We start from the raw sequence: 20,789 nt of genomic DNA, 5'->3' as shown, positions 1-20,789 counted from the left end.
GACGGCATGACGCCGAAACGCTACTGGGACAACTGGACCGAGCAAAACCAATTAGCTATCGCATAGACACTGGACTGCTAACGGGGGCCCAACCATATTGTCGGCGGCGCCAGCCTTCCAGTTGCGGACCCCAGCGCCCTCGATGGCTATCTGAACGGTCGCAGTCTGCTCCGCATCTGGAATGGCGCATTGGCAGATCTCCCGCCGGTCCCAAGAGACGGGACCGCTCTTCGGGAGTTGACAAGCAGTCAGCTCTACATCATTGAAAAAGGCGAGCTGAAACCCACAGACAAAACAGATCACGTCGAGGTCGTTTGGCAGGGAGCCCTCGATGCGTTTCCGCACGCTTAAGTCAGCGCCCGTATATAAAGTGAAAATTGGGATCGAGGAACCTCATGCCACCTGTGCAGCACGCCAGTTTGGTGAAGGAGACTAGTAGTCCGGACGTGTTTCTCGTCGTCGGCGACGAAAAGCAAACGAAGTTTCATGTTCGGAGTATGGACGACTTTAGGCAGCTCGGCTTCGACTGGAGCAAACTTCAAATTGTCCCGGACGGATCGCTCGACAGCGCAGTGCGATTCGAGATGGGGCCAGTCTCACCGGCCGGGTCAAGGCCAAGCGATGTCTTCTTCGAACCAGCGGAGCCAGGACAAAACGACGCAAACGAAGGCAACAACTGCAAGGACCCAAACGCCGTTGTGCAGCACAACGTTCTGGTTGCGGGGTGGGTCACGGAAGACATTCGGTGGAACCCCTACAACGGGGCGGGGTTCGAAGATTTGAGTTACGGCAGCGTAATCCTCGACGTGCAGTTCATCGATCGTGTTTATGGACCCGAAGGCTTCAGTTCCTTGCTTGACGGCGCGACGCTTCCTGGTTCTCCGGGTGATGGCCAGGTTCCTCGGGTTACGCTAGCGCAGGATGGCGAGGGAATCACCGCGAACTCGTTCTCGATGTCTAGTCCCTTCAATCAGCAGATATTTGCAGGACCGCTTTCCCTGCACGTTGAGCTCAACGCGTGGCACACGTTGCCGCACACCTCTGTCGCGCTCCGGGACATTTCGAGCGGGTTCTTCCGATTCTCGGGCAGGGGGGCCGCCCCGGCTGGATGGATCAATCTCCCGATGGGAGCCACAGATCCAGGCGGCTATCAAAACGATCCTTTGACGACGTCAAACTTTCAGGACCAATGGTTCCAGGAAGACCCGCGGTTCCCGTCCAACGATCAAGGTGGGCGCGAGCTTGGGGCCGGGGACTACATCGTCATGTGGGGCACGTTGTACAACGACAGCCCCCACGGAACCGATTATTGGGGCCAGTATTACCACGGACTTGGTGGATACCTTGAAATCCATCCCTGGGACTGGATTGGGCGTGCGGTCTCGCCGAGACAGCGGAGGGCGGCCTATGTCACCTCAATCGCCGTAGCGGCGGACGGGACCGGACAACGGACAGTTGACAGCGATGCGCTCCCACCCTTTACCGACGGGGTGCCTATTGTCAGCGCCGCCGACTTCGCGAAACTGCCTGACCTTCGCTTCACCCCGGACCCGACTGTTGTAAACGATAGCTCGGCCGAAACCCCATCGGGCATTCACATTAAGGTTGACATGGCCACGGCCGGGAGGTGCTTCAAGACCACCTACGTCGAGACTTGGGCCGCGGAGGGTTTGGCTCTGAGCCTATCCCTGGACCCTCCGGTTCTTGACTGCGACAAGCAGGTCCAGTTCGTCGTGCAAGCAGTAGATCCGTCAGGAGAAGGCGTACCGGGCGTTCCGGTAATGATGGATGGAAACGAAATAGGGAAAACAGGGGAACAAATTAACGAGACTTTCAAGTCAACAACGACGTGGGTTACTGAAGTTGGTGTCGACGGGAAGCCCCGCGGCCATTTCGAGCAGACGGCCCCGACGGTTACGCTAACCGTCACATCAGTCGGACGTAAGCCATCTTTCATGCCGCTTCCACTTAGGGTGGAAGGAGGGGCATGAGCCGAGCAACGTGCTAACGATCCTGACGAGAGTGTCGGTGCCGCTAAGGTGCTTCGGGGAACAGGGTCGACTGATTCATCCGTGCAGCTGGTAGCGGATGTATGCATCGAAAGCGATTCGGTATGTTGTGGGAACCCCGCTGGGGACAGGCGCCGCCTTACGGGCCGTTCCGCTGCTCCCCACCCCAAAGGGAGCCGGTGGAATAAACCCGCTTCTCGAGCAGGTCGTAGACAACATTTCCGGCGAGCTCCATCAGTTTGTGGATCGTCGCCTCCACAGCTGGAGTTGTCACACCTAACCGCTGCCGTCGTACGGCACGCTGGCCCGTCCTCAGCAAGGCTGTCGGTGCCCCGGAGCACCATGTCAGTCGGTGCGGGTGAGCAGCCGGACGCAGCGGCTTGGCGAGATACGGTTCGATTTGTTGCCGGGACCTTACGCCTTCATGGCGTCGATCCATCAGGCCCGAACCGAAGACATCCTCCGCCGCCGCGCTCAGGAGCTCGACGTAAGCACCGTGACGGCCCGCGCGGTCGGGCTTGACCACGACAGGAGCCGTGTCTCTATAGCGCTCGATACAGGAGAAACACTGAAGGCGCGCTTCGTTATCGGGGCGGACGGAATCCGCAGCTTCGTCCGGGATGCTGTGGGCGTCTCGTTCCCCGACACGGGCGAAAACACCGGGGACAGTGAAAATATGGTCCTTGCCGACATCCGGCATCAGGCCCGGTAGACCGGGACCACCTCACTGTCTTCCCCGGCGAGAACATGCTGGTCCTCGCGCCGCTGCCCGGCGCATGGGTCAGAGTGGTTGCCAACCTGGCTCAAGGAGCGGGAGCATCCGACATCGACACGGTCCAGCATCTCCTCGATACCCGCGGCCCACTCCACGGGAATTCATCCGACCGGATCCTCGCCGAGGAACTCGACTGGGCCTCACGATTCCGTTTCCGCCACCACCTCGCGGACTCCTTCCGGGCCGGACGCGTTCTCCTCGCCGGCGACGCCGGACACATTCACAGCCCGGTGGGCGGGCAGGGAATGAACCTCGGAATCCGTGACGGATGGTATCTGGCCGCATCCCTGGCCAGGGCAATTCGCGCCGAAAACTCCGGCGACGCAGAGGAGGCCGAAAGGGTTCTCGATGCCTACGCCGCCAACCGGCGGGCAACGGCTGTCGACGACATCACCGCTACCAACCAGCTGGGCCAGACACTTTTCTCCCCCGCCCCAACCGGGCCGTCCGCCGGGCCACGGGAAGCCACCGTTGCCGCCCAGCAGGCCCTGGGGCTCTCCGGTCTCCTTGATCACGGCCCCCACATCGAGGACACGCTCTGACAAACGACGCTTCGCCGTCCTTCAAAAATCGCAAACCCCGGGCCGGTTCAGATCCCCAATACTGAAACGCCGCAGCCTTAGGCGTTGGCCCACAGGTCTGCGGTGGGTTCTGACTGATCCGAAGCCATGGAGTTCTCAAATGAAGGCCCCCATTCACGCTCGCCACGCTCGGAGGCATCGGCGAATGGCTGGTGACGGCCACCAACAACCGGATACAGACCCTCATTTACGGCGTTTTCCTGGCGGCGCTGGGCAGAATGCGTTCCGAAAGTAGGGAACGGGCGCTCAGCCGACCCTGCTGCGCCCCCGTCGTGGTCTTCCCTGAGTTCACATCGAAGGACAGATCCCTGATAACTGTGGTGTCCCCGAAAAGTCTTTGATGTGCACAAGTTGCTCTGCCGCGTCCCCCAACGTCATGCTCTCAGCCTATCTCTGGCAGGTGCCTCCGTTGCTGACAGGAGTGCATAGAGGGTCCTCTGATCAATCTTGAGCGATTCTTGTGGTCATCATGGGTAGCCGTTGCGGGTTCCTTCCTACTGTGGGCCAAGAACCAGCCGCTGGGGCGGGAGTTTACCAATGGGGACAAGTACCGGGGCAGACGTCCCGAGACTGCATGCCTACCGTCACGCAGCGTTTACATATTGGGGGGAATATGGAATCAACTAGCGCCAACTACCGTCACCGGGATGTAGTGGTACACAAGCAGCCTCGCATGAGTCCGGCGCGGAGGTGGGGACTACTCACGCCCGTAATGCTCATCGCCTTGGCCGGCTGCGGCGGCTATCCCGGGGCGACAGACAGGACACCAGCACCGTCAGCAGCAACTTCGTCAGCACCTGCCGAATCCCTCATCCAACAAGCGGCCCACTCGTGCGCAGTAACCGGCAGCCGGTATTCGACCATCGGCGACGCGGGCCACACAATCACCCTGGAAGGCGCACCGAAGAACAAGTCCTCCGGGCTCAGCCTGACGGAAATAGTCTGCGTTCTCGATGCGCTGTCAGTGCCCGACAGCGTTGTCAGCCAGATGGATGCGACGCGTGCTTTGGACGGCATGCAGAGAGCATCGTGGGACAAGATCTCGGCAACCTGGACGTACCACCCAGACAATGGGTTCCGCGTAATCCTGACGGAGTCGAAGTAAGTAGCAGAAGGCCACGGTTAGTAATGGATGAAAAGCCCACGTCCTCGGCTCGAACCGTATGGCTTCCATCTGCTGTAACGGATCCCGTAAAGGACGGGGCAGGGCTACCTGGCGCTTAGCGCCTCTGCGCTCCACTAGAGAAGATGCCCGCCCATCCAGGCATTCCCAGTCAGTCACTACGGTGGAGCCCGGACCCCCAATGGGCGTTGTCATGTCCGGGAAGACAGTACCTGATAACCGCGATGTCCCCGAAGTCCATTCGGAAGTCCTGAATGTGTACAAGCGGCTCTGCAGCGTCCCCCAGTAGTTGTGTCAAAGGCTCGCGACCGCCTGTAGGACGCTCCTCAGGATACGGCCAAATCCCGGGTACTCGTCGTGAATCAAGTCTGAGGCTGCCGCTGCGCCCACCAGAGAAACTCTCCCGCGTGCGGGCCGTGCAGGAAGCCGTCGCCGGCGAGCTCTGCGAGCAGGTCATTGCTCCGGACAATCTGGTGACCGATCCTCGCGCGGTCGTAGGCTGGCAGGTCGAGGCCGTAAACGTCCTTGGCGGCGATAGTCTTCTGTTCGTAGGTCAGGAGGGTCAGGAACCGCTCAGGGTACACGACCGACAGCACCTTCGAGAGCAGCAGTTCCTTAAACCCCGGAAACGAGAAGGGGAGCTTTCCGTTAATCAGATCGGTGAGCCGGTCCTCCAGCGGCTTGCCGGTCCCGCGCAGCAGGTAGTCCACCACCTGCCGGACTTGGCCTGCGCTGTACTCCGGATTGTCGTCGAAAGCCCTGCGGAAGGTGGCTTGGATGCCGAGGTTTGAGCCACTGGTGTCCTTCCCGAATGCGCGCAAGTCAGCGGGGTCAGCATGGGGAAGGCCCTCTTCGCTGAAGATGTGCTGGTACTTCTCCCAGAAGGCCGGCACACGTGGATCGAGCCCAGCGTGCTTCTGGCTAAGGAACACTGGCTTGAGGCGTTCGGCACGGTCCATGGCCGCAGAAGAGACCGAGTCCGCTGTCGGCATGTGAAGAGAGGTCTGCTGTGCGGCCCGAGGTGAAAAGGCCGGTTGGGCCTCCCCGTGCACCCATGAGAAGTCACAGTCCGGACATCTGGCCTTCTGGCGACCATCGAGGAGCACTTCGATCACCTCAACGTCCTCGTGGCCGACGTCTAGCGGGCACATCACCGCCGCCATGGGAAACCTCATCTCTCGATACTCACTGCCCGGCAGGCAGTCTACGTTAGGAACTTGGGGAAGCTCCGAATTGTTTCGGAGACCGATTCAGAAAGCCAGAACGTTCATCACTGAAGCGGCGTTGAACAGATCCAGCAAGGACGAAGGTCCGGTCACACTGATGTTGGTCGAACCGGTGGTCGTGGAGATCTCCTTGGATGTCGCCTGGAGCGGAAACGCGTTCCGTTACGGGTCCGCTATTTGCGGCTACGTGCCGAACTGGACCCTCAGAATGTGCAGCTACCGGACCGGTAACCTAAGTGGAATCCGTTGGTACGCAGCCGCTTTTCGCCAATCCGTCTAACCGTGGGCCTTCACTCCGCTTCGTCGAGGTGAAGTTCGACGCGGTACTTCATGAACCGGATGTTCCGTGTCATTGACAGCGCCCTACGGATCCGCAGGTCGTCCTCCTGGGCGATGATGACGCCCTCCACGCTCTGACTCGGTTCGAGCAGCGCGTCCTGCACGTAGCCCATGTAGCGCTGGATCTGGCCAACGACGGCATCGCTGGCCCTGCCCCGCTTGAGCTCCACGACAAGGAGCCGGTTCCGGTCTTTGCTGATCGCCAGAATGTCCATCGGGCCGGTGTCGGAGGGGTACTGCTGGCCGGCCGGCTGCCCGTCCTCGGTGTAGATGTCGAACTCCCGGCCGAGGGACGTGCTGGCCCAGTTGTGGACCAGGAACTCTTCGAGCTGCTTCTCCATCTGAAACGCTAGCTGCTCCTGCACCTCGGTGGAGATGGCTTCAACGAGAGGTTGGGCGGGGTCTGTTAGCTGTGTAAGAGTGGCGAGTTCCGCGGTGTGGGCAGTGAGCTGGAAGACCGTCATCAGCGAGCTGGCCGACGACGCCAGCGTCGGGCTCATGTCGTCCCGGCTGATGGCGCCTCTCCAGTCCACTGGCCGGCGGTGCGGAAGGTCGGTGCCGGGGTGGTACTCGTAGCCGCCGGTGACGACCCCATACGGATAAGTCCTGTCCGGCTTCGGCGCCAGCACTAGATCCCCGTCAGCGATGCCCTCGGACGCGGCCCACAGGTTGCCCATGGCCAGTCCCACGGATACCCGGGTCTTCTCCGGGTACATCTCCTGGTAGACGTCGTTCATCGCCCCGCGGAACACTTCCGCGCCCCCGCCCAGGTGCGGCCGGATGTCGTAGTCGCCAATAAAGTCCACGCCAAGGTACCCGGCCCGGATCATTTCTTCGGCGAACTGGCCGCCGCGGCCCTGCCGGACCACTCCTGCTGTCGTCATCAGACTCCCAAATTCGTTACCCGTCGGTGGGCCGCTGTTGAAGGTATCAGGGTCAGACGCCGGGTCGTGCTAATTTCTGATCTATCGAACTCTGCGTGATCATGACCTCCGGAAAGGGCACTCAGCTCAAGCTGGTGAGGTAGCGCTTCACGACGTCATCCTTGATGCGTCCGCGTGCGTTCACCTCGATGCCGTTCTCTGCTGCCCAGGCCCGGACGGCCTTGGTATCGGTCACCGACGGGAGGCGACGGACAGAAAATGCCTGCTTGCTGGCGCCGGTCTTGCGGCCCGCGTCCACGAAACGCGCCCAAAAGCCGGCGTAGCTCGTCGGCGTTTTGCCCTGCAAGGTCGATTAAGTAGTCCGGCTCGTGCTCAGGCGACGATGACATTCTGGCGGCTTTTTGCGACGCAAGTGCCGTCCTTGACGACCATTGCTTCGACATAGTGGTAACCCACGTAGGAGGTCGTCTCGGTCCAACTACGCGCGCCGCTGTCCTTCTGGATTTCACCTCTCAGAGAATCGGCCCTCTCTGCTTCCTCTCCGTAGTTCCGAATCTTCCAGTACACGTCATAGGGCTCAGGTATGTTCGATTTTTCAATCTTGAACCGCAAGGATCGGTGCTTCCCAACCCTGTCACCTCGCCGCGGCAACGGGCCGTCCCGGAAGCCCCTCCCCGGGACAACATAGCCGACGGTTTTGAAGCGATAGGCCGGGTTGAGGGCTTCAGGGATGTCGAAATCTCGGTCCAGGAAACGCTCAGATGCCGGCACTAGCGACATATTGGAGGCCCCCGCCGTAAGGCTGGCGGACTTAACGATCGCGCCGAAGTTAGACCCGAACAGATCTTGCCAGATTTTCACTGCCTTGCTGTAGTCGCACTCATCGCAGGCTTCACCAATTTTTTCAGCATATGAAGCGAATCGGGTTCGGAAGGTCCGGTAGTTGTGGCTTTGCCAGCGGTCAGCCAGGTTCCGACCAGTGCCGGGGTCGATAATGCAGGGGGCGACGTTGGGATACGCGGCGAGTTGGGTAGCCAAAGCCGCGGAAAGTGTGCGGAGCGTATTAGCGACGTTCCTGTACGCGTCCGGGTCGATGATTGTCGCACTCTCGCTGACGTGGTGAGCCAGCGCGGCTGTCAGCGTGACCGACGGGATCGTGAAGCGGGTTTTGTGGTCGCGTAGGTACTTCAGGAGCCGGACGACCTTGACGAGGTTTCCGTTCGTGATTCGGTTCTTTCCCTCTAGCCACTCGGTGAATTCATCAGGGGCAGCCGGTTCGAACTGGTCGGTGAACCTATTGGTGACATAGGCAGTGTCGTATCGGTTCACAAACGGAACCACGTCGACATGGAAGTCGCCTGCATAGTCAATCGTCACGCAGCGTTTCTTGCGCGAACGCATTGACTTGTATGACGCACTGCGCCCAAATGCCTCGTATAACTTCTGCACGTAGTCGCTGGGATTCCAGCCGTCGACCGAATCCATTGGGACTAACACGTCTGCGTCGAATTCTTTGTTACCGACAGGCTTGATTATGGTTCCGTGCGCGTAGGAGCCTTGCGGGATCACTTCGGTTACGTACTCACCAAAGACCTCGTCGTTCGACAGAAAGTTCTCAATGGCGGTCACGCGTTGCGAGAGCAGGTTCAACCTGCTCTGGTTCAAATTGACCTTCTCCGTGAGAAACGCCTTGAAATCACCGTGCTGACTCATGTTTTGTCCTCCTTGAGAAGTTCACAGGCCCGGTAGCCAGGTACAGCACGTTCACTTCAGATAGCGGCATCTATGGTCCACTCTGCCGTCTGGGCTATCTGGGTTGTCTGGCTGGCTGCGCCGTCTGCTGCTCCCCTTCGTCGGATTTGGTCTTCTTGAGCCCAAAGAATCCGAGTGTCTGAGGTGGTCTTCAGCTGCCGCAGCGCAGCAAGCTGGTCGGGCGTTGGGAGGAGCTCCAAAATATCGGCGATCAGCAATTCCTGGCTCCTTGCCCATGGGCTGTACTTCATCGGGCGATAGACGCGTTCGATTCGGTCGTACCTGATGAGTCGAAATACCTCTTGGGGCAGAATGCCAGTAACAATGAGTTCCTCATGGAACTCGCGCCAGCAGTCGGTCTCACGTCCGCGTTCTCCCTCGAACCACTTTACAAACGAAACCAGATTTCTTCCCGGGACGCGCACCCGCAGGTCGCCCTCACTGACCGCGTCTGGGACCAATAAACTGTCGTTCAGGACGTTCATGTCACGGAGTCTGCCTGACGATGACGGATGGGTCTTGTAGACACCCCCGACGGGTTGATACTGATCGAACCGTTGTCCCTTCACGAGTAAGTACTCGCCATCAACGTGAATGCGATAGAGGTACGACGCAGAGATACGGACACGGTCTTTCCAGGTACGGAGGGCGTACCAAACGACCTTCAGAAATCGAAAGTTAACAAGGACGGTGTCTAACAGCGGTATCGCAAAGCCGATCGCGAAGCCGCTGGAAACTGCGAAGAATCCTTTGTCCGGATCAGAATTAAACATCGCGATTGTCGAAACTACCAATCCGATGAAATAGACGAACAAACGAGCCACGCTAAGACTCCTTAACCGCAGTAGTCGACGAGTTGCTGGGCCGATTCGAGCAGGACGTAACTTCATCCGATCAACGGCTGTTCCAGCGCGAAGGTAATAAATGGGGGTACAGCAGCAACCGGAGCCAAAGAGCGCTCGGCCCTAGTTGCGAGTCCAGCAACTAAGGCCGAGCGCCTGTATCGCCAAATACCGAGGCTTCACCAAGTACTTTGGGCCGTTCCGCCGACTAGTCGGGCAACCGCCAACTAGCCTCCGACAATCTCGTACGTCCACTCACGCACGAACTGAGCAACGCTCAGATACGACGCTTTTTTGCTCAGATCCCGCAAAATTGCTCAGTTACGTCGGAGTCTCACATCAATAGATCCCGAGCCTCGCCGCCGTAAACGATAGGAAAGCGCATCGCCAACTAGGCCAGCTTTTCGCCACTGATCCAGGACGAAATCGCCGCCAACTAGTTCTCAAATCGCCAACTAGCTTCCGATCTCACAAATGATGCTAGAAGTCCCAGTCCTCGTCTTCGGTGTTCACGGCCTTGCCGATCACGTAGGAGGAGCCGGAGCCGGAGAAGAAGTCGTGGTTCTCGTCGGCGTTCGGGGACAGCGCTGAGAGGATGGCGGGGTTCACGTCGGTGACGGACGCAGGGAACATCGCCTCGTAGCCCAGGTTCATCAGGGCCTTGTTGGCGTTGTAGTGCAGGAATTTCTTGACGTCTTCAGCCAGACCCACGCCGTCGTACAGGTCGTGCGTGTACTGGACCTCGTTCTCGTACAGCTCGAACAGCAACTCGAACGTGTAGTCCTTGATTTCCTGCCGGCGCTCCTCGGAGACCTTCTCCAGGCCCTTCTGGAACTTGTAGCCGATGTAGTAGCCGTGTACGGCCTCGTCGCGGATGATGAGGCGGATCAGGTCGGCCGTGTTCGTCAGCTTGGCGCGCGAGGACCAGTACATGGGCAGGTAGAAGCCCGAGTAGAACAGGAAGCTCTCCAGCAGCGTGGAGGCCACCTTCCGCTTCAGCGGGTCGTCGCCCTGGTAGTAGTCCATGACGATCTGGGCCTTCTTCTGAAGGTTCTCGTTCTCCGTGGACCAGCGGAACGCCTCGTCGATCTCCTTTGTGGAGGCCAGCGTAGAGAAGATGGAGGAGTAGCTCTTGGCGTGCACCGACTCCATGAACGCGATGTTCGTGTACACGGCTTCCTCGTGCGGGGTCAGCGCATCCGGGATCAGCGAAACTGCACCGACAGTGCCCTGGATGGTGTCCAGCAGGGTCAGGCCGGTAAACACGCGCATGGTCAGCTGCTGCTCGGCCGGCGTCAGCGTATTCCACGACTGGACATCGTTGGACAGCGGGACCTTCTCGGGCAGCCAAAAGTTGTTCACCAGGCGGTTCCAGACATCCACGTCCTTGTCGTCCTGGATGCGGTTCCAGTTGATGGCCTCGACGTGGCTCAGCAGCTTGACCTTCTCGGTCATGTCATCCCCTATGCGTTGGGTGGGTTTTCTCTAAGTAAAAGCGTACGACGGCGGGCGGGCACCCGCCGTCGTACTCAAGCTTTGGTCTCGACAGGCTCGACCACCGGGGCTACAGCATGCAGGAGACGCAACCCTCTACCTCGGTCCCTTCCAGCGCGAGCTGGCGGAGACGGATGTAGTAGATGGTCTTGATGCCCTTCTTCCAGGCGTAGATCTGGGCCTTGTTGATGTCGCGGGTGGTGGCGGTGTCCTTGAAGAACAGCGTCAGCGACAGGCCCTGGTCCACGTGCTGGGTGGCCGCGGCGTAGGTGTCGATGACCTTCTCGTAGCCGATCTCGTACGCGTCCTGGTAGTACTCCAGGTTGTCGTTGGTCAGGTACGGCGCCGGGTAGTAGACACGCCCCAGCTTGCCTTCCTTGCGGATCTCGATCTTGGACGCCACCGGGTGGATTGAGGAGGTGGAGTTGTTGATGTAGGAGATCGAGCCGGTGGGAGGCACTGCCTGCAGGTTCTGGTTGTAGATGCCGTGCTCCATGACGGAAGCCTTCAGCGCCTGCCAGTCAGCCTGCGTGGGGATGTGCACGTTCTTGAAGAGCTCGCGGACCTTCTCGGTCTGCGGCACCCATTCCTGCTCCGTGTACTTGTCGAAGAACTCGCCCGAGGCGTATTTGGACTTCTCGAAGCCGCCGAATGTCTGGCCGGTTTCGATGGCCAGCAGGTTGGAGGCCCGGACGGCGTGGTACACCACGGAATAGAAGTAGATGTTCGTGAAGTCCAGGCCCTCTTCGGAGCCGTAGTGGACCCGCTCCCGCGCCAGGTAGCCGTGCAGGTTCATCTGGCCCAGGCCGATTGCGTGGCTTTGGTCGTTGCCCTTGGCGATGGACGGCACCGAGGTGATGTTGGACATGTCCGAGACGGCGGACAGCGAGCGGATGGCGGTCTCAATGGTGAGGCCGAAGTCCGGCGAGTCCATGGTCTTGGCGATGTTCAGCGAGCCCAGGTTGCAGGAGATGTCCTTGCCGGTGTCCGCGTAGGACAGGTCATCGTTGTACGTGGTGGGCTGGGAGACCTGGAGGATCTCCGAGCACAGGTTGGACATGATGATCTTGCCGTCGATCGGGTTGGCCCGGTTCACGGTGTCCTCGAACATGATGTACGGGTAGCCGGACTCGAACTGGATCTCGGCGAGGGTCTGGAAGAACTCGCGCGCCTTGATCTTGGTCTTCTTGATCCGGGAATCGTCCACCATCTCGTAGTACTTCTCGGTGACCGAGACGTCGGAGAACGGCATGCCGTAGACGCGTTCGACGTCGTACGGAGAGAACAGGTACATGTCCTCGTCCTTCTTGGCCAGCTCGAACGTGATGTCCGGGATGACGACGCCCAGTGAGAGGGTCTTGATGCGGATCTTCTCGTCCGCGTTCTCGCGCTTGGTGTCCAGGAAGCGGTAGATGTCCGGGTGGTGCGCGTGCAGGTACACAGCACCGGCGCCCTGGCGGGCACCGAGCTGGTTGGCGTAGGAGAAGCTGTCTTCGAGAAGCTTCATCACGGGGATGACACCGGAGGACTGGTTTTCGATCTGCTTGATGGGGGCGCCGACTTCGCGGATGTTGGTCAGCGCGAACGCTACGCCGCCGCCGCGCTTGGACAGCTGCAGGGCGGAGTTGATGGAGCGGCCGATCGACTCCATGTTGTCTTCGATGCGGAGCAGGAAGCAGGAAACCAGTTCGCCGCGCTGCTTCTTGCCCGCGTTCAGGAACGTGGGGGTGGCCGGCTGGAAGCGGCCCTCGATGATCTCGTCCACCATCTGCAGGGCGAGCTGCTCGTTGCCGCGGGCCAGGTGCAGTGCAACCATGCACACGCGGTCCTCGTAGCGCTCCAGGAAACGCTTGCCGTCGAAGGTCTTCAGCGTGTAGGAGGTGTAGAACTTGAAGGCGCCAAGGAAGGTTTCGAAGCGGAACTTCTTCTTGTAGGCGCGGTTGAACAGTTCACGGATGAAGTTCATCGTGTACTGGTCCAGCGTCTCGCGCTCGTAGTACTGGTTCTTCACCAGGTAGTCGAGCTTCTCCTCCAGGTCGTGGAAGAAGACGGTGTTGTTGTTCACGTGCTGCAGGAAGTACTGGTGCGCAGCCTCGCGGTCGGCGCCGAACTGGATTTCGCCATTGGGACCATAGAGGTTCAGCATGGCGTTCAGCTCGTGGTAGCCCAGCCCCTTGTAGGCAGCGGGCATCTCAGGCTTCTGGGCCCTGGTTACTTCTGTGTCTGCGACAGTCGTGTCCAAAACGTGTCCAATCCTTGGTTGACCCGGGTGACGTCTTCCGGCGTCCCCATAAGTTCGAATCGATAGAGGTGGGGTACTTTGCACTTGGCGGCGATGATGTCCCCGGCCATGCAGTAGTTGTCCCCGAAGTTCGTGTTGCCGGCACCAATCACACCGCGCAGCAGTTGCCTGTTTTGCGGGTTGTTGAGGAACCGGATGACCTGCTTGGGAACGGATCCTTCTCCCCCGGTGCCACCGTAAGTGGGCACCACCAGCACGAACGGCCGGGTGGCGAGGAGGGGTGCGTCCTTCGCGTAGAGCGGGATCCGGGCCACCTCACGGCCTAGCTTCCTGACGAAGCGGCTGGTGTTCTCGGATGCAGAGGAAAAGTAGATGAGCTGGCTGCCGGTACTGACCGGCTCCGCATCAGCCTGTGCACTGGCCGGCGCGGACGCCTCCACGCGCTGAGCCGCGTGGTCACGCTGTGCTGTCGGTGCCACCATGGACGTCACCTCAGCTGGTTGCTGTCGGGAAAAGCGGAAACCTTAGGCCACGGAGGAAACGGCGGCCAGTGCCAGTTCCTCGATCTTGTCCGGGCGGAAGCCTGACCAGTGGTCCTGGTCGGTGACCACAACGGGAGCCTGCATGTAGCCCAGTGCCTTCAGGCGCTCAAGCGCCTCTGCGTCCTGGGAGATGTCGACGCTCTGGTAGGTGATGCCCTTTTTATCGAGCGCACGGTAGGTGGCGTTGCACTGAACACAAGCAGGCTTCGTGTAAACCGTTACGGTCATTGTCGCTGTCCCCTTAGTTGAAATCTATTGCTGGTGCGGTGTCCCCGTCCAAGCCGTATGAAGATACTACATGTAGTGCAGGCGCCTCTTTTGGACCCCAAGATGATGTATTACAAGTATGTCATTTAATGCACCGTTAATCCACAGGCACGGGCCGGCAAAATGGCCGGGATCCCGGGTTTTTTGTTAGTCCGGTCCACACCCTGTGGACTACTTAGCCACAATTAACGGCCCGCGTGTCGCGGAAACTACGGCGTGTCGCAGCGTTGTCCACAAGGCCTTCGGACACGGAAAAGGGGTCCCGAAGAGACCTTCGGGACCCCTTGGGGCGACGAATCGCACCTGCCTCCGTGGCACCTGCGGCCGGGGGCCCACTGCTACAGCGGAGCGGGCCTGCTGCAGAGCAGCTGTTCCACGCCCATCCGTCCTTCGGCGAAGCTGCGGAGCGCCCCCACCAGATACAGACGCCATACACGGACTACTTCCGGGCCCATCATTTCCTCGGCCCGGTCCTGGTTTTGCTCAAATGTCGCGTACCAGGCTTCGAGGGTGCGCACGTAGTGCCGGCGCATGCCTTCGACACCCTCCACCTCGAAGCCCGCGCCCTCGAGGAAGTTCAGCGTCTCCCCCACCGGCCGCATGTGCATGTCAGGAGCGATGAATGATTCGATGAACGGACCGCCGCCAGGGTGCCGGCCGCGCCGGGACATCTGCTGGACCAGGACCTTCCCGCCCGGTGCCAGGTTGTCGAACAGCGCTTTGGCGTACACGGGATAGTTTTTCTGCCCCACATGTTCGCCCATCTCCAGGGACGCGACGGCGTCGAACGGCCCGTCCGGGATCTCCCGGTAATCCTGTACCCGGATCTCCACCTGGTCCTCCAGGCCGTACTCCTTGATCCGCGCATCAATAAATGCCTTCTGTTCCACGGACAGGGTTACACCAACCACCTTGGCTCCGTAGTGCCGCGAGGCGTGCAGGCTCAGGGAGCCCCAGCCGCAGCCAACATCCAGCAGCCGCATGCCCGGCTGCAGCCCGATCTTGCGGCACACCAGGTCCAGCTTGTCGCGCTGGGCGTCCTCTACGCCGTAGCCCGGCCCGGGCTCCTGGGTCCAATACCCACTGGAGTAGGCCATCTGCGGATCCAGGATCAGGCCGTAGAAATCGTTGCTGAGATCGTAGTGGTGGCTGATCGCGGCCCGGTCACGGAGCAGGCTGTGCAGCCGTCCCCGGACCCTGGCCTGCGTTGCCGGCGGAGCCGGGGGTATCCCCAGCGCGCCCGCCGAGCGGGCAATCCTTCCTATCCCGGCGATGACGCCAGGCGTGAGGCGGATGCCGGACAGCCGGCGTTGCCGGACTACTTCCCACAATTGCCGCAACGCGGAGTTGAGGTCCCCTTCGACATCCAGCTCGCCCGTGACATAGGCCTGTGCGGCGCCAAGTTCACCGGGACTCCACAGCAGCCGCCGGATGGCGTCCGGGCTGTTGAGCCGGACCACCGGCGCGTCCTCCGGGCCCGCTTCCGAGCCGTCCCAGGCCTTCAGGCGAACCGGCAGTTCCCCGCCCACCACTGGCCGCAGGACCTCTGCAATCGTTTCGGCAAGTACAGCAGTCATCAGCGGCTCCCGTTGGCGGCGGCGTTCTTCTTCTGGTCCAGCACAATCTGCTGGACGTTGAGGTAGCCCGAGGCGAACCCGGCCCGTGAGTAGCACAGGTAGAACAGCCACATCCGCTGGAAGACGGCGTCAAACCCCAGTTCGGCCACTTCATCCTTCCGCGCCATGAAGCGTTCCTCCCAGAGCCGCAGCGTCTCGGCGTAGTGTTCGCCGAAGGCGAGCCGTTCCCGGACCTGCAGTCCGGTCCGCTTTTCGGTGACCTCCTCGATGGCGCGCACCGACGGAATCACCCCGCCCGGGAAGATGTACTTGTGCACCCAGGTATAGCCGGTCCGGGTGGCCAGGAGGCGGTCGTGCGCGATGGTGATGGCCTGGATGGCCACCTTGCCGCCCGGGGCCAGGACACGCTCGATGGTCTGGAAGTACGTGGCCCAGTATTCATAGCCCACTGCCTCGATCATCTCGACCGAGACCACGGCGTCATACTCGCCCTCCACGGCGCGGTAGTCCTTCAGCTCTATGGTCACCTGGCCGGCATAGCCGGCCTCCGCCACCCGTTGCCGGGCCAGTGCCTGCTGCTCGCTGGACAGCGTGACCGAGTAGACGGTGGCGCCGCGGGCGGCTGCACGCAGCGCCAGTTCGCCCCAGCCGGTGCCGATCTCAAGCACCCGGGTTCCGGGTCCGACGGCGGCCTTGTCCAGCAACCGGTCGATCTTCGCCTGCTGGGCGGCGGCGAAGCCCTCCCACTGCATGTCCTTCACGGCACTTCCGGACGCGGGGAAGAGTGCGCTGGAGTAGGACATGGTCTCGTCAAGGAACGTGGCGAAAAGTTCGTTGGAGAGGTCATAGTGGCGGGAGATGTTGGAGCGGGTGTTCTTCAGCGAGTTGCGTTCCGTCCGCGGCTGGCGGGGCAGGAAGACGGACCGCAGTTTCTGCAGCGGGACCGGTATCAGGGTGCCCGCCCGGGCCGCGAAGACCTCCAGCACTGCCGTGAGGTTATCTGCATCCCAGTCACCCGCCAGGTAGGACTCGCCAAGGCCGATCAGGCCCCCGTCACCCAGCCGCAGGGCAAAGTGCCCGGGCCGGTGGATGGTCATGACCGGAACACGCGAGCCTGCCGGGGCTGAGCCCAGGACCTGTCCGTCCGGGTAGCGGACCTCGATCGGAAGGCGCCGCACAGCGGCCTTGAAGATCCCGTCCGCGATCCGCGCGGCAGCGTTCGCCTTGAAACCGGAGGGTACCGTGGCAATTCCGGGCCAGATGGCCGCATCAATGGACGCGGGGGGCTGCGGCACGGTGTACGGCGCGGCGGAGCCGATCTGGTTCGCCGGCCGCTCGGCCGAAGCGGTGCCGTTATCGTCCGTCATTGTCATTGAACTGCCTCCTGTGGGGGGTGATGTGGTCTGGCGACGACGGGCAGGCGTCTTGCCCAGAGCTTAATGCCCTGGAGCCGGATCAGGGCGGATACCAGCAGTGGCGCGGCAGGCACCGTGACGGCCGCGGCCAGGATGTTCCGGATGGTAGCCGGTTTCCGCCTGCCGTCCATGGTGGCAACGAACGGTCGGTGCCCTTCGCGCTCCAGGACGATTGATACCGCAAGCCGCTCCCCCGGCGCCGGGAGCTTCATGCGGTACTGCCCGTCGACGTCGTTAAAAGGTGAAACGTAGAACGCCTTCGGTACCGTTGCCCGGCCGGAGGGATCCGTCCGGAGCAGGTAGCAGTGCCGTTCGCCGTAGGTGTTGTGGACCTCGGCCACTACGCACCGGAGTTCTCCGTTGGTGCCGTAGCACCAGAAGAGCGTCAGCGGGTTGAAGACATAGCCAAAAACCCTTGCACTGGTCAGCATGTGGATGGGACCGCCGTCGGGATCCACCCCCTGCGTCCGCAGGTACCGCTCCACGTTGGCCCTGATACTGGCGTCAGGGTCCCCCAGATGATCCGCGGCGCGGAACACTGCCAGCGGCCGGAGCAGTCCGGGCAGGCGGGGGAGGTCATCGATGTCCACGAACCAGCTGTAGCTGCGGTAGATGAAGGCATTCTTCAACGGGGTGCGCCGCACATGGGAAATGGACGTGCGGTAAATCGAGGCTTCCATGCTCATACTGGTTCCGCGGACAGCAGTTCCCGCTCCCCTTCGCCGGTGGCGTCCGTGGAATCGGCGGCCCGGGCCACCGGCCAGGTCCGGCCAAGCTTCTCCGCAGCACGCACTCCAGAGAGCGCGCCGTCCTCGTGGAAGCCCCAGCCAAGGTAGGCGCCTGCATAAGCGATCCGGCTGTTGCTCAACGCGGCGATGGCCTGCTGCGCCTTCAGGGATTCGGGGGTGTACTGCGGGTGTTCGTAGACCATCCGTTCCAGCACGGCGTCGTCGGCGATCAGTTCCGACTCGCCCAGGCTCACCAGGTAGGGGCGGCCGTCTGCGGGCTCAAGCCGCTGCAGCCGGGTGAGGTCATAGCTCACCAGCACCTTGTCCGGCCGGGCGTCACAGGCCGGGAGCCGGTAGTTCCAGGACGCTTTGGCGTTATCCGCCGCGGGCAGGACCGCGGGGTCCTGGTGGAACACGGTGTGGTTCACCGAATAGGGCATGCCGCCGAGCGCCTCCTTTTCCTCAGGGGTGGCGTCGGCCAGGAACCCGAGTGCCTGTGCCGGATGGGTGGCAATGACGACGGCGTCAAAATCCTCCAGGCCGCCGGCAGTGGCGAGCTCCACCCCATCGGGCGTCCGCCGGACCGCGGTGACAGGCGTGCCCAGCCGGACGTCGGGCAGCGCGGCGGCGAGCTTCTCCACGTACCGGGCGGATCCGCCGGTGACCGTGCGCCACTGCGGCGAGCCCTTGATGCCCAGCATGCCGTGGTGGCCCAGGAACGTGAAAAGGTAGCGCGCCGGATAGGCCAGCGCGGTAGTGGGGTCGCAGGACCAGACGGCGCTGACCACCGGTGTCATGAAATGGGAGATGAAGTAGGGGCTGAATTTTTCCCGCTCCAGGAACGCCCCCAGGGTCAGTTCCGGCACATCCACTTCGCCACTGACGGCCGACGGCGGCGCAGTCCTGAGCAGTTCCCTCGCCTTCCGGTAGAAACGGGTGACCTCCAGCAGCATCAGGAGGTAGCGTCCGCGGAGCAGGCTGGAGGGCCTGGCGATGATTCCCCGGGCACCGTCGCGGGCACCGGCGTACTCCAGTCCGCAACCGTCGCAGCGGATGGACATGCTCATCTCAGAATCCTGGGTTTCCACGCCCAGCTCGGCGAACAACCGCAGCAAGGTGGGGTAGGTCTTTTCGTTGTGCACGATGAACCCGGTGTCCACCCCCAGAACGCTTCCGTCAAGCTGCGGCATGTCGTGGGTGTGGGCATGTCCGCCCAGGCGCTGGTCGGCCTCGAACAGGGTGACGTCGTCCTGCCTGTTAAGCACATAGGCGGCCGTCAGTCCTGCCACCCCGCTGCCGATGACGGCGATCCTGCGCCGTCCGCCTGCATTTCCTGCTGGGTCAAGTGACAATTCATGCTCCTCTGCTGAACATTTGCCGCTGTGCTGGGTGTACAGATGGCTATTCGGCGCCGGAGCAGCCGCGGATGGGTGCAGTACTGTGGGCTCGTGGTAAATCCCGTGCACCTGAAGACCCTCCTGGAGGTTACGAGGCTGGGCTCGTTCGCCGCGGCGGCGGCAACGCTAGGCTACACGGCGTCCGCCGTCTCACAGCAGATGTCCGCCCTGGAGCGGGAAACGGGCGTCACCCTCTTCCAACGGTCGGCGCGCGCCGTGATTCCTACGGAAGCCGCCGTCGTCATGACCCGGCACGCCGCCAAGGTGCTCACGGATATTGAAGCGCTGATGGCAGCCGCCTCCAGGACGCGGGACACGGAAAGCCAGGAACTGCGGCTGGGCATCTTTCCCAGCCTGGCCACGTACGTCCTGCCCCGGATCCTGAAGAACCCCGCGTGGAAGAAGCTCGGCATCGACCTGCGCGTGTCCGTTGCGGAACCCGGCCAAACCATCCAGGGGTTGCGGACCGGCGGCGACCTGGACCTCGCCGTGGTGTTCCAGGTGGGGCAAACCGGATTCGCCTGGCCCAACACCATCAACCGCCAATGGATCGGTGACGACGACTTCCGGGTGGTGCTGCCGGCCGGGTGGGGATTCCGTGCCGACGCCAAGGTGGCGGCGGATCATCTTTCGGAAATGCCGTGGATCATGCACCACCCCGGCACCAGCGACGCCATGGTGATCGAGCGCCTGTTCGCCGGCTGCAACCTGCACCCCCGGGTGGTGGCGCACAGTGACGACTTCCATGCCAGCCTGGAAATGGCAGCCGCGGGGCTTGGCGCCGCGCTGGTTCCGGAGCTCGCGCTGCGGAACAAACCGGCGGGCGTGGTGGTGCTGGATGTCCCGGAAATTCGACTGGCCCGGAACGTGTTTGCGTTGCTGATCAACGACCGGAAGACCGCGCGCGTGCAGCTTTTCCTGGACCTGCTGGCCGAAACCCTTGCCGGGATGCGCACCGCGGTGAATTAGCCCCGAACGCTGGAATGGTCCGGCCCTTCGGGTCTATGTTGAGACTATGAACAAGGTAGCGAGCCAGCACTTTGGAGAGATTGAGCTCAACCACGGCGCGGACCACCTCTTCGCCGCCAAGCACGAGCTGCACGGCCATCCGCTGGAACTCGACCTGAACATCAACGCCCACGATCACTTCGACGAGGCGGCACTCCGCAAAGTTGAGTACCGGCTCCGCTTCCTCCCCGAGCTCGTTGACGAAGTCCGGGAAATGATTGCAGAGGAGCTTGAGCAGGAGGGCACCAGCCCGCAGGAGTATCTGCACTTCCACTGCAACGCGCTCAAGGACGAGCACCTGCACAAAGTCTTTGGCGTCCAGGACCGCAGCCAGCTCACCAACGAGGTTTTCCTCAAGGCCCTGAAGCTGGGCCACGTGGGGATCTACCCGGGCCAGCCCGAACGCTACTTCGTCATGGACTTCACGCTCGGCGAGCACTTCACCGATGAGGTCCTGGTGGCCTCCGCGGACCAGGACGGCGTGGTGGACGACGAGATCGTCTGGGAGTCCTGAATTAACGACGGCGGGTTTCGACGGGCTCAACCACCGGTGGTTGAGCCCGTCGAAACCCGTTATTTTTTCTTGGT

20 protein-coding genes are annotated in these 20,789 nt (G+C 61.7%); 6 read left to right on the top strand and 14 right to left on the bottom strand.

Annotation, left to right across the window (positions count from 1 at the left end):
• Positions 1 to 446 precede the first annotated feature (446 nt).
• Complete coding sequence (locus AB0313_RS14185; RefSeq protein WP_366306219.1) at positions 447 to 1,991, top strand: hypothetical protein; 1,545 nt, start codon at positions 447 to 449, stop codon at positions 1,989 to 1,991.
• 157 nt (positions 1,992 to 2,148) lie between these two features.
• Here the strand turns inward: AB0313_RS14185 and AB0313_RS14180 are convergent, their stop codons facing one another.
• Positions 2,149 to 2,283, bottom strand: coding sequence for a hypothetical protein (locus AB0313_RS14180; protein WP_366306217.1), 135 nt, complete (start codon positions 2,281 to 2,283; stop codon positions 2,149 to 2,151).
• Positions 2,284 to 2,367: 84 nt separating this feature from the next.
• Here AB0313_RS14180 and AB0313_RS14175 point away from each other — a divergent pair, with 84 nt between their 5' ends.
• The 3 genes from AB0313_RS14175 (at position 2,368) to AB0313_RS14165 (ending at position 4,470) form a co-directional block, all read left to right on the top strand.
• Entirely contained in the window at positions 2,368 to 2,721 is a 354-nt protein-coding gene (locus tag AB0313_RS14175) for an FAD-dependent monooxygenase (RefSeq protein ID WP_366306215.1), read from the top strand.
• Between the two features lie 35 nt (positions 2,722 to 2,756).
• Positions 2,757 to 3,326 (top strand): FAD-dependent monooxygenase, encoded by a 570-nt coding sequence (locus AB0313_RS14170; protein ID WP_366306213.1) that lies wholly within the window; start codon positions 2,757 to 2,759, stop codon positions 3,324 to 3,326.
• Positions 3,327 to 4,038: 712 nt separating this feature from the next.
• Complete coding sequence (locus tag AB0313_RS14165; protein ID WP_366306211.1) at positions 4,039 to 4,470, top strand: hypothetical protein; 432 nt, start codon at positions 4,039 to 4,041, stop codon at positions 4,468 to 4,470.
• Between the two features lie 380 nt (positions 4,471 to 4,850).
• Here AB0313_RS14165 and AB0313_RS14160 read toward each other — a convergent pair whose 3' ends face one another.
• The 13 genes from AB0313_RS14160 to AB0313_RS14100 all read right to left on the bottom strand — a co-directional run bounded on the left by AB0313_RS14160 (position 4,851) and on the right by AB0313_RS14100 (position 19,148).
• Positions 4,851 to 5,663, bottom strand: a complete 813-nt coding sequence (locus tag AB0313_RS14160) for a hypothetical protein (RefSeq protein WP_366306209.1) — start codon at positions 5,661 to 5,663, stop codon at positions 4,851 to 4,853.
• 341 nt (positions 5,664 to 6,004) lie between these two features.
• Complete coding sequence (locus AB0313_RS14155) at positions 6,005 to 6,937, bottom strand: endonuclease NucS domain-containing protein (RefSeq protein ID WP_366306207.1); 933 nt, start codon at positions 6,935 to 6,937, stop codon at positions 6,005 to 6,007.
• Between the two features lie 121 nt (positions 6,938 to 7,058).
• Positions 7,059 to 7,283 carry a histone-like nucleoid-structuring protein Lsr2 gene (locus AB0313_RS14150; RefSeq protein WP_366306205.1) on the bottom strand — a complete coding sequence of 75 codons (225 nt, stop codon included), beginning with the start codon at positions 7,281 to 7,283 and terminating at the stop codon, positions 7,059 to 7,061.
• Positions 7,284 to 7,309: 26 nt separating this feature from the next.
• Positions 7,310 to 8,650 (bottom strand): cyclic GMP-AMP synthase DncV-like nucleotidyltransferase, encoded by a 1,341-nt coding sequence (locus AB0313_RS14145; RefSeq protein WP_366306203.1) that lies wholly within the window; start codon positions 8,648 to 8,650, stop codon positions 7,310 to 7,312.
• Between the two features lie 56 nt (positions 8,651 to 8,706).
• Entirely contained in the window at positions 8,707 to 9,513 is an 807-nt protein-coding gene (locus AB0313_RS14140; RefSeq protein ID WP_366306201.1) for a hypothetical protein, read from the bottom strand.
• Between the two features lie 498 nt (positions 9,514 to 10,011).
• Entirely contained in the window at positions 10,012 to 10,986 is a 975-nt protein-coding gene (gene nrdF, locus AB0313_RS14135) for a class 1b ribonucleoside-diphosphate reductase subunit beta (RefSeq protein WP_018769429.1), read from the bottom strand.
• A gap of 109 nt (positions 10,987 to 11,095) precedes the next feature.
• Positions 11,096 to 13,216, bottom strand: a complete 2,121-nt coding sequence (gene nrdE / locus AB0313_RS14130) for a class 1b ribonucleoside-diphosphate reductase subunit alpha (RefSeq protein ID WP_141941727.1) — start codon at positions 13,214 to 13,216, stop codon at positions 11,096 to 11,098.
• Between the two features lie 20 nt (positions 13,217 to 13,236).
• Entirely contained in the window at positions 13,237 to 13,707 is a 471-nt protein-coding gene (nrdI, locus tag AB0313_RS14125; protein ID WP_141946362.1) for a class Ib ribonucleoside-diphosphate reductase assembly flavoprotein NrdI, read from the bottom strand.
• Between the two features lie 84 nt (positions 13,708 to 13,791).
• Positions 13,792 to 14,037 (bottom strand): glutaredoxin-like protein NrdH, encoded by a 246-nt coding sequence (nrdH, locus tag AB0313_RS14120; RefSeq protein WP_108600540.1) that lies wholly within the window; start codon positions 14,035 to 14,037, stop codon positions 13,792 to 13,794.
• Between the two features lie 377 nt (positions 14,038 to 14,414).
• Positions 14,415 to 15,653: a cyclopropane-fatty-acyl-phospholipid synthase family protein gene (locus AB0313_RS14115; RefSeq protein WP_366306198.1), complete on the bottom strand. Its 1,239-nt coding sequence runs from the start codon at positions 15,651 to 15,653 to the stop codon at positions 14,415 to 14,417.
• The gene (locus AB0313_RS14110) at positions 15,653 to 17,026 is read right to left on the bottom strand and encodes a cyclopropane-fatty-acyl-phospholipid synthase family protein (protein WP_366306196.1); all 1,374 of its coding nucleotides are present in this window, start codon (positions 17,024 to 17,026) and stop codon (positions 15,653 to 15,655) included. The genes AB0313_RS14115 and AB0313_RS14110 overlap by 1 nt, the downstream gene beginning before the upstream one ends.
• Complete coding sequence (locus AB0313_RS14105) at positions 17,023 to 17,754, bottom strand: DUF1365 domain-containing protein (RefSeq protein WP_366306194.1); 732 nt, start codon at positions 17,752 to 17,754, stop codon at positions 17,023 to 17,025. The genes AB0313_RS14110 and AB0313_RS14105 overlap by 4 nt, the downstream gene beginning before the upstream one ends.
• Positions 17,751 to 19,148, bottom strand: a complete 1,398-nt coding sequence (locus AB0313_RS14100; RefSeq protein WP_366306192.1) for an FAD-dependent oxidoreductase — start codon at positions 19,146 to 19,148, stop codon at positions 17,751 to 17,753. The genes AB0313_RS14105 and AB0313_RS14100 overlap by 4 nt, the downstream gene beginning before the upstream one ends.
• A 96-nt stretch (positions 19,149 to 19,244) precedes the next feature.
• Here AB0313_RS14100 and AB0313_RS14095 point away from each other — a divergent pair, with 96 nt between their 5' ends.
• Together AB0313_RS14095 and AB0313_RS14090 are read left to right on the top strand one after the other, a co-directional pair.
• Positions 19,245 to 20,162, top strand: coding sequence for a LysR family transcriptional regulator (locus AB0313_RS14095; protein WP_366306229.1), 918 nt, complete (start codon positions 19,245 to 19,247; stop codon positions 20,160 to 20,162).
• A gap of 46 nt (positions 20,163 to 20,208) precedes the next feature.
• On the top strand, positions 20,209 to 20,715 hold the full coding sequence (locus tag AB0313_RS14090) for a DUF2004 domain-containing protein (protein WP_141941735.1): 507 nt from the start codon (positions 20,209 to 20,211) through the stop codon (positions 20,713 to 20,715).
• Positions 20,716 to 20,789 lie beyond the last annotated feature (74 nt).

Source organism: Pseudarthrobacter sp. NPDC080039 (assembly GCF_040702335.1).
In the GTDB taxonomy this organism is placed as follows: Bacteria; Actinomycetota; Actinomycetes; order Actinomycetales; family Micrococcaceae; genus Arthrobacter; species Arthrobacter enclensis_A.
The sequence above is the reverse complement of the archived record's forward strand: the minus strand, read 5'-3'. Positions and strand labels throughout refer to the sequence as shown.

Excerpts from the sequence above, each read along its gene's own strand:
- AB0313_RS14170 (WP_366306213.1), top strand. The coding sequence starts at position 2,757 with ATGCTGGTCCTCGCGCCGCTGCCCGGCGCATGGGTCAGAGTGGTTGCC.
- AB0313_RS14165 (WP_366306211.1), top strand. The coding sequence starts at position 4,039 with ATGAGTCCGGCGCGGAGGTGGGGACTACTCACGCCCGTAATGCTCATC.
- AB0313_RS14160 (WP_366306209.1), bottom strand. The coding sequence starts at position 5,663 with ATGAGGTTTCCCATGGCGGCGGTGATGTGCCCGCTAGACGTCGGCCAC.
- AB0313_RS14155 (WP_366306207.1), bottom strand. The coding sequence starts at position 6,937 with ATGACGACAGCAGGAGTGGTCCGGCAGGGCCGCGGCGGCCAGTTCGCC.
- AB0313_RS14145 (WP_366306203.1), bottom strand. The coding sequence starts at position 8,650 with ATGAGTCAGCACGGTGATTTCAAGGCGTTTCTCACGGAGAAGGTCAAT.
- nrdF (WP_018769429.1), bottom strand. The coding sequence starts at position 10,986 with ATGACCGAGAAGGTCAAGCTGCTGAGCCACGTCGAGGCCATCAACTGG.
- nrdE (WP_141941727.1), bottom strand. The coding sequence starts at position 13,216 with ATGCCCGCTGCCTACAAGGGGCTGGGCTACCACGAGCTGAACGCCATG.
- nrdH (WP_108600540.1), bottom strand. The coding sequence starts at position 14,037 with ATGACCGTAACGGTTTACACGAAGCCTGCTTGTGTTCAGTGCAACGCC.
- AB0313_RS14115 (WP_366306198.1), bottom strand. The coding sequence starts at position 15,653 with ATGACTGCTGTACTTGCCGAAACGATTGCAGAGGTCCTGCGGCCAGTG.
- AB0313_RS14110 (WP_366306196.1), bottom strand. The coding sequence starts at position 17,026 with ATGACAATGACGGACGATAACGGCACCGCTTCGGCCGAGCGGCCGGCG.
- AB0313_RS14105 (WP_366306194.1), bottom strand. The coding sequence starts at position 17,754 with ATGAGCATGGAAGCCTCGATTTACCGCACGTCCATTTCCCATGTGCGG.
- AB0313_RS14090 (WP_141941735.1), top strand. The coding sequence starts at position 20,209 with ATGAACAAGGTAGCGAGCCAGCACTTTGGAGAGATTGAGCTCAACCAC.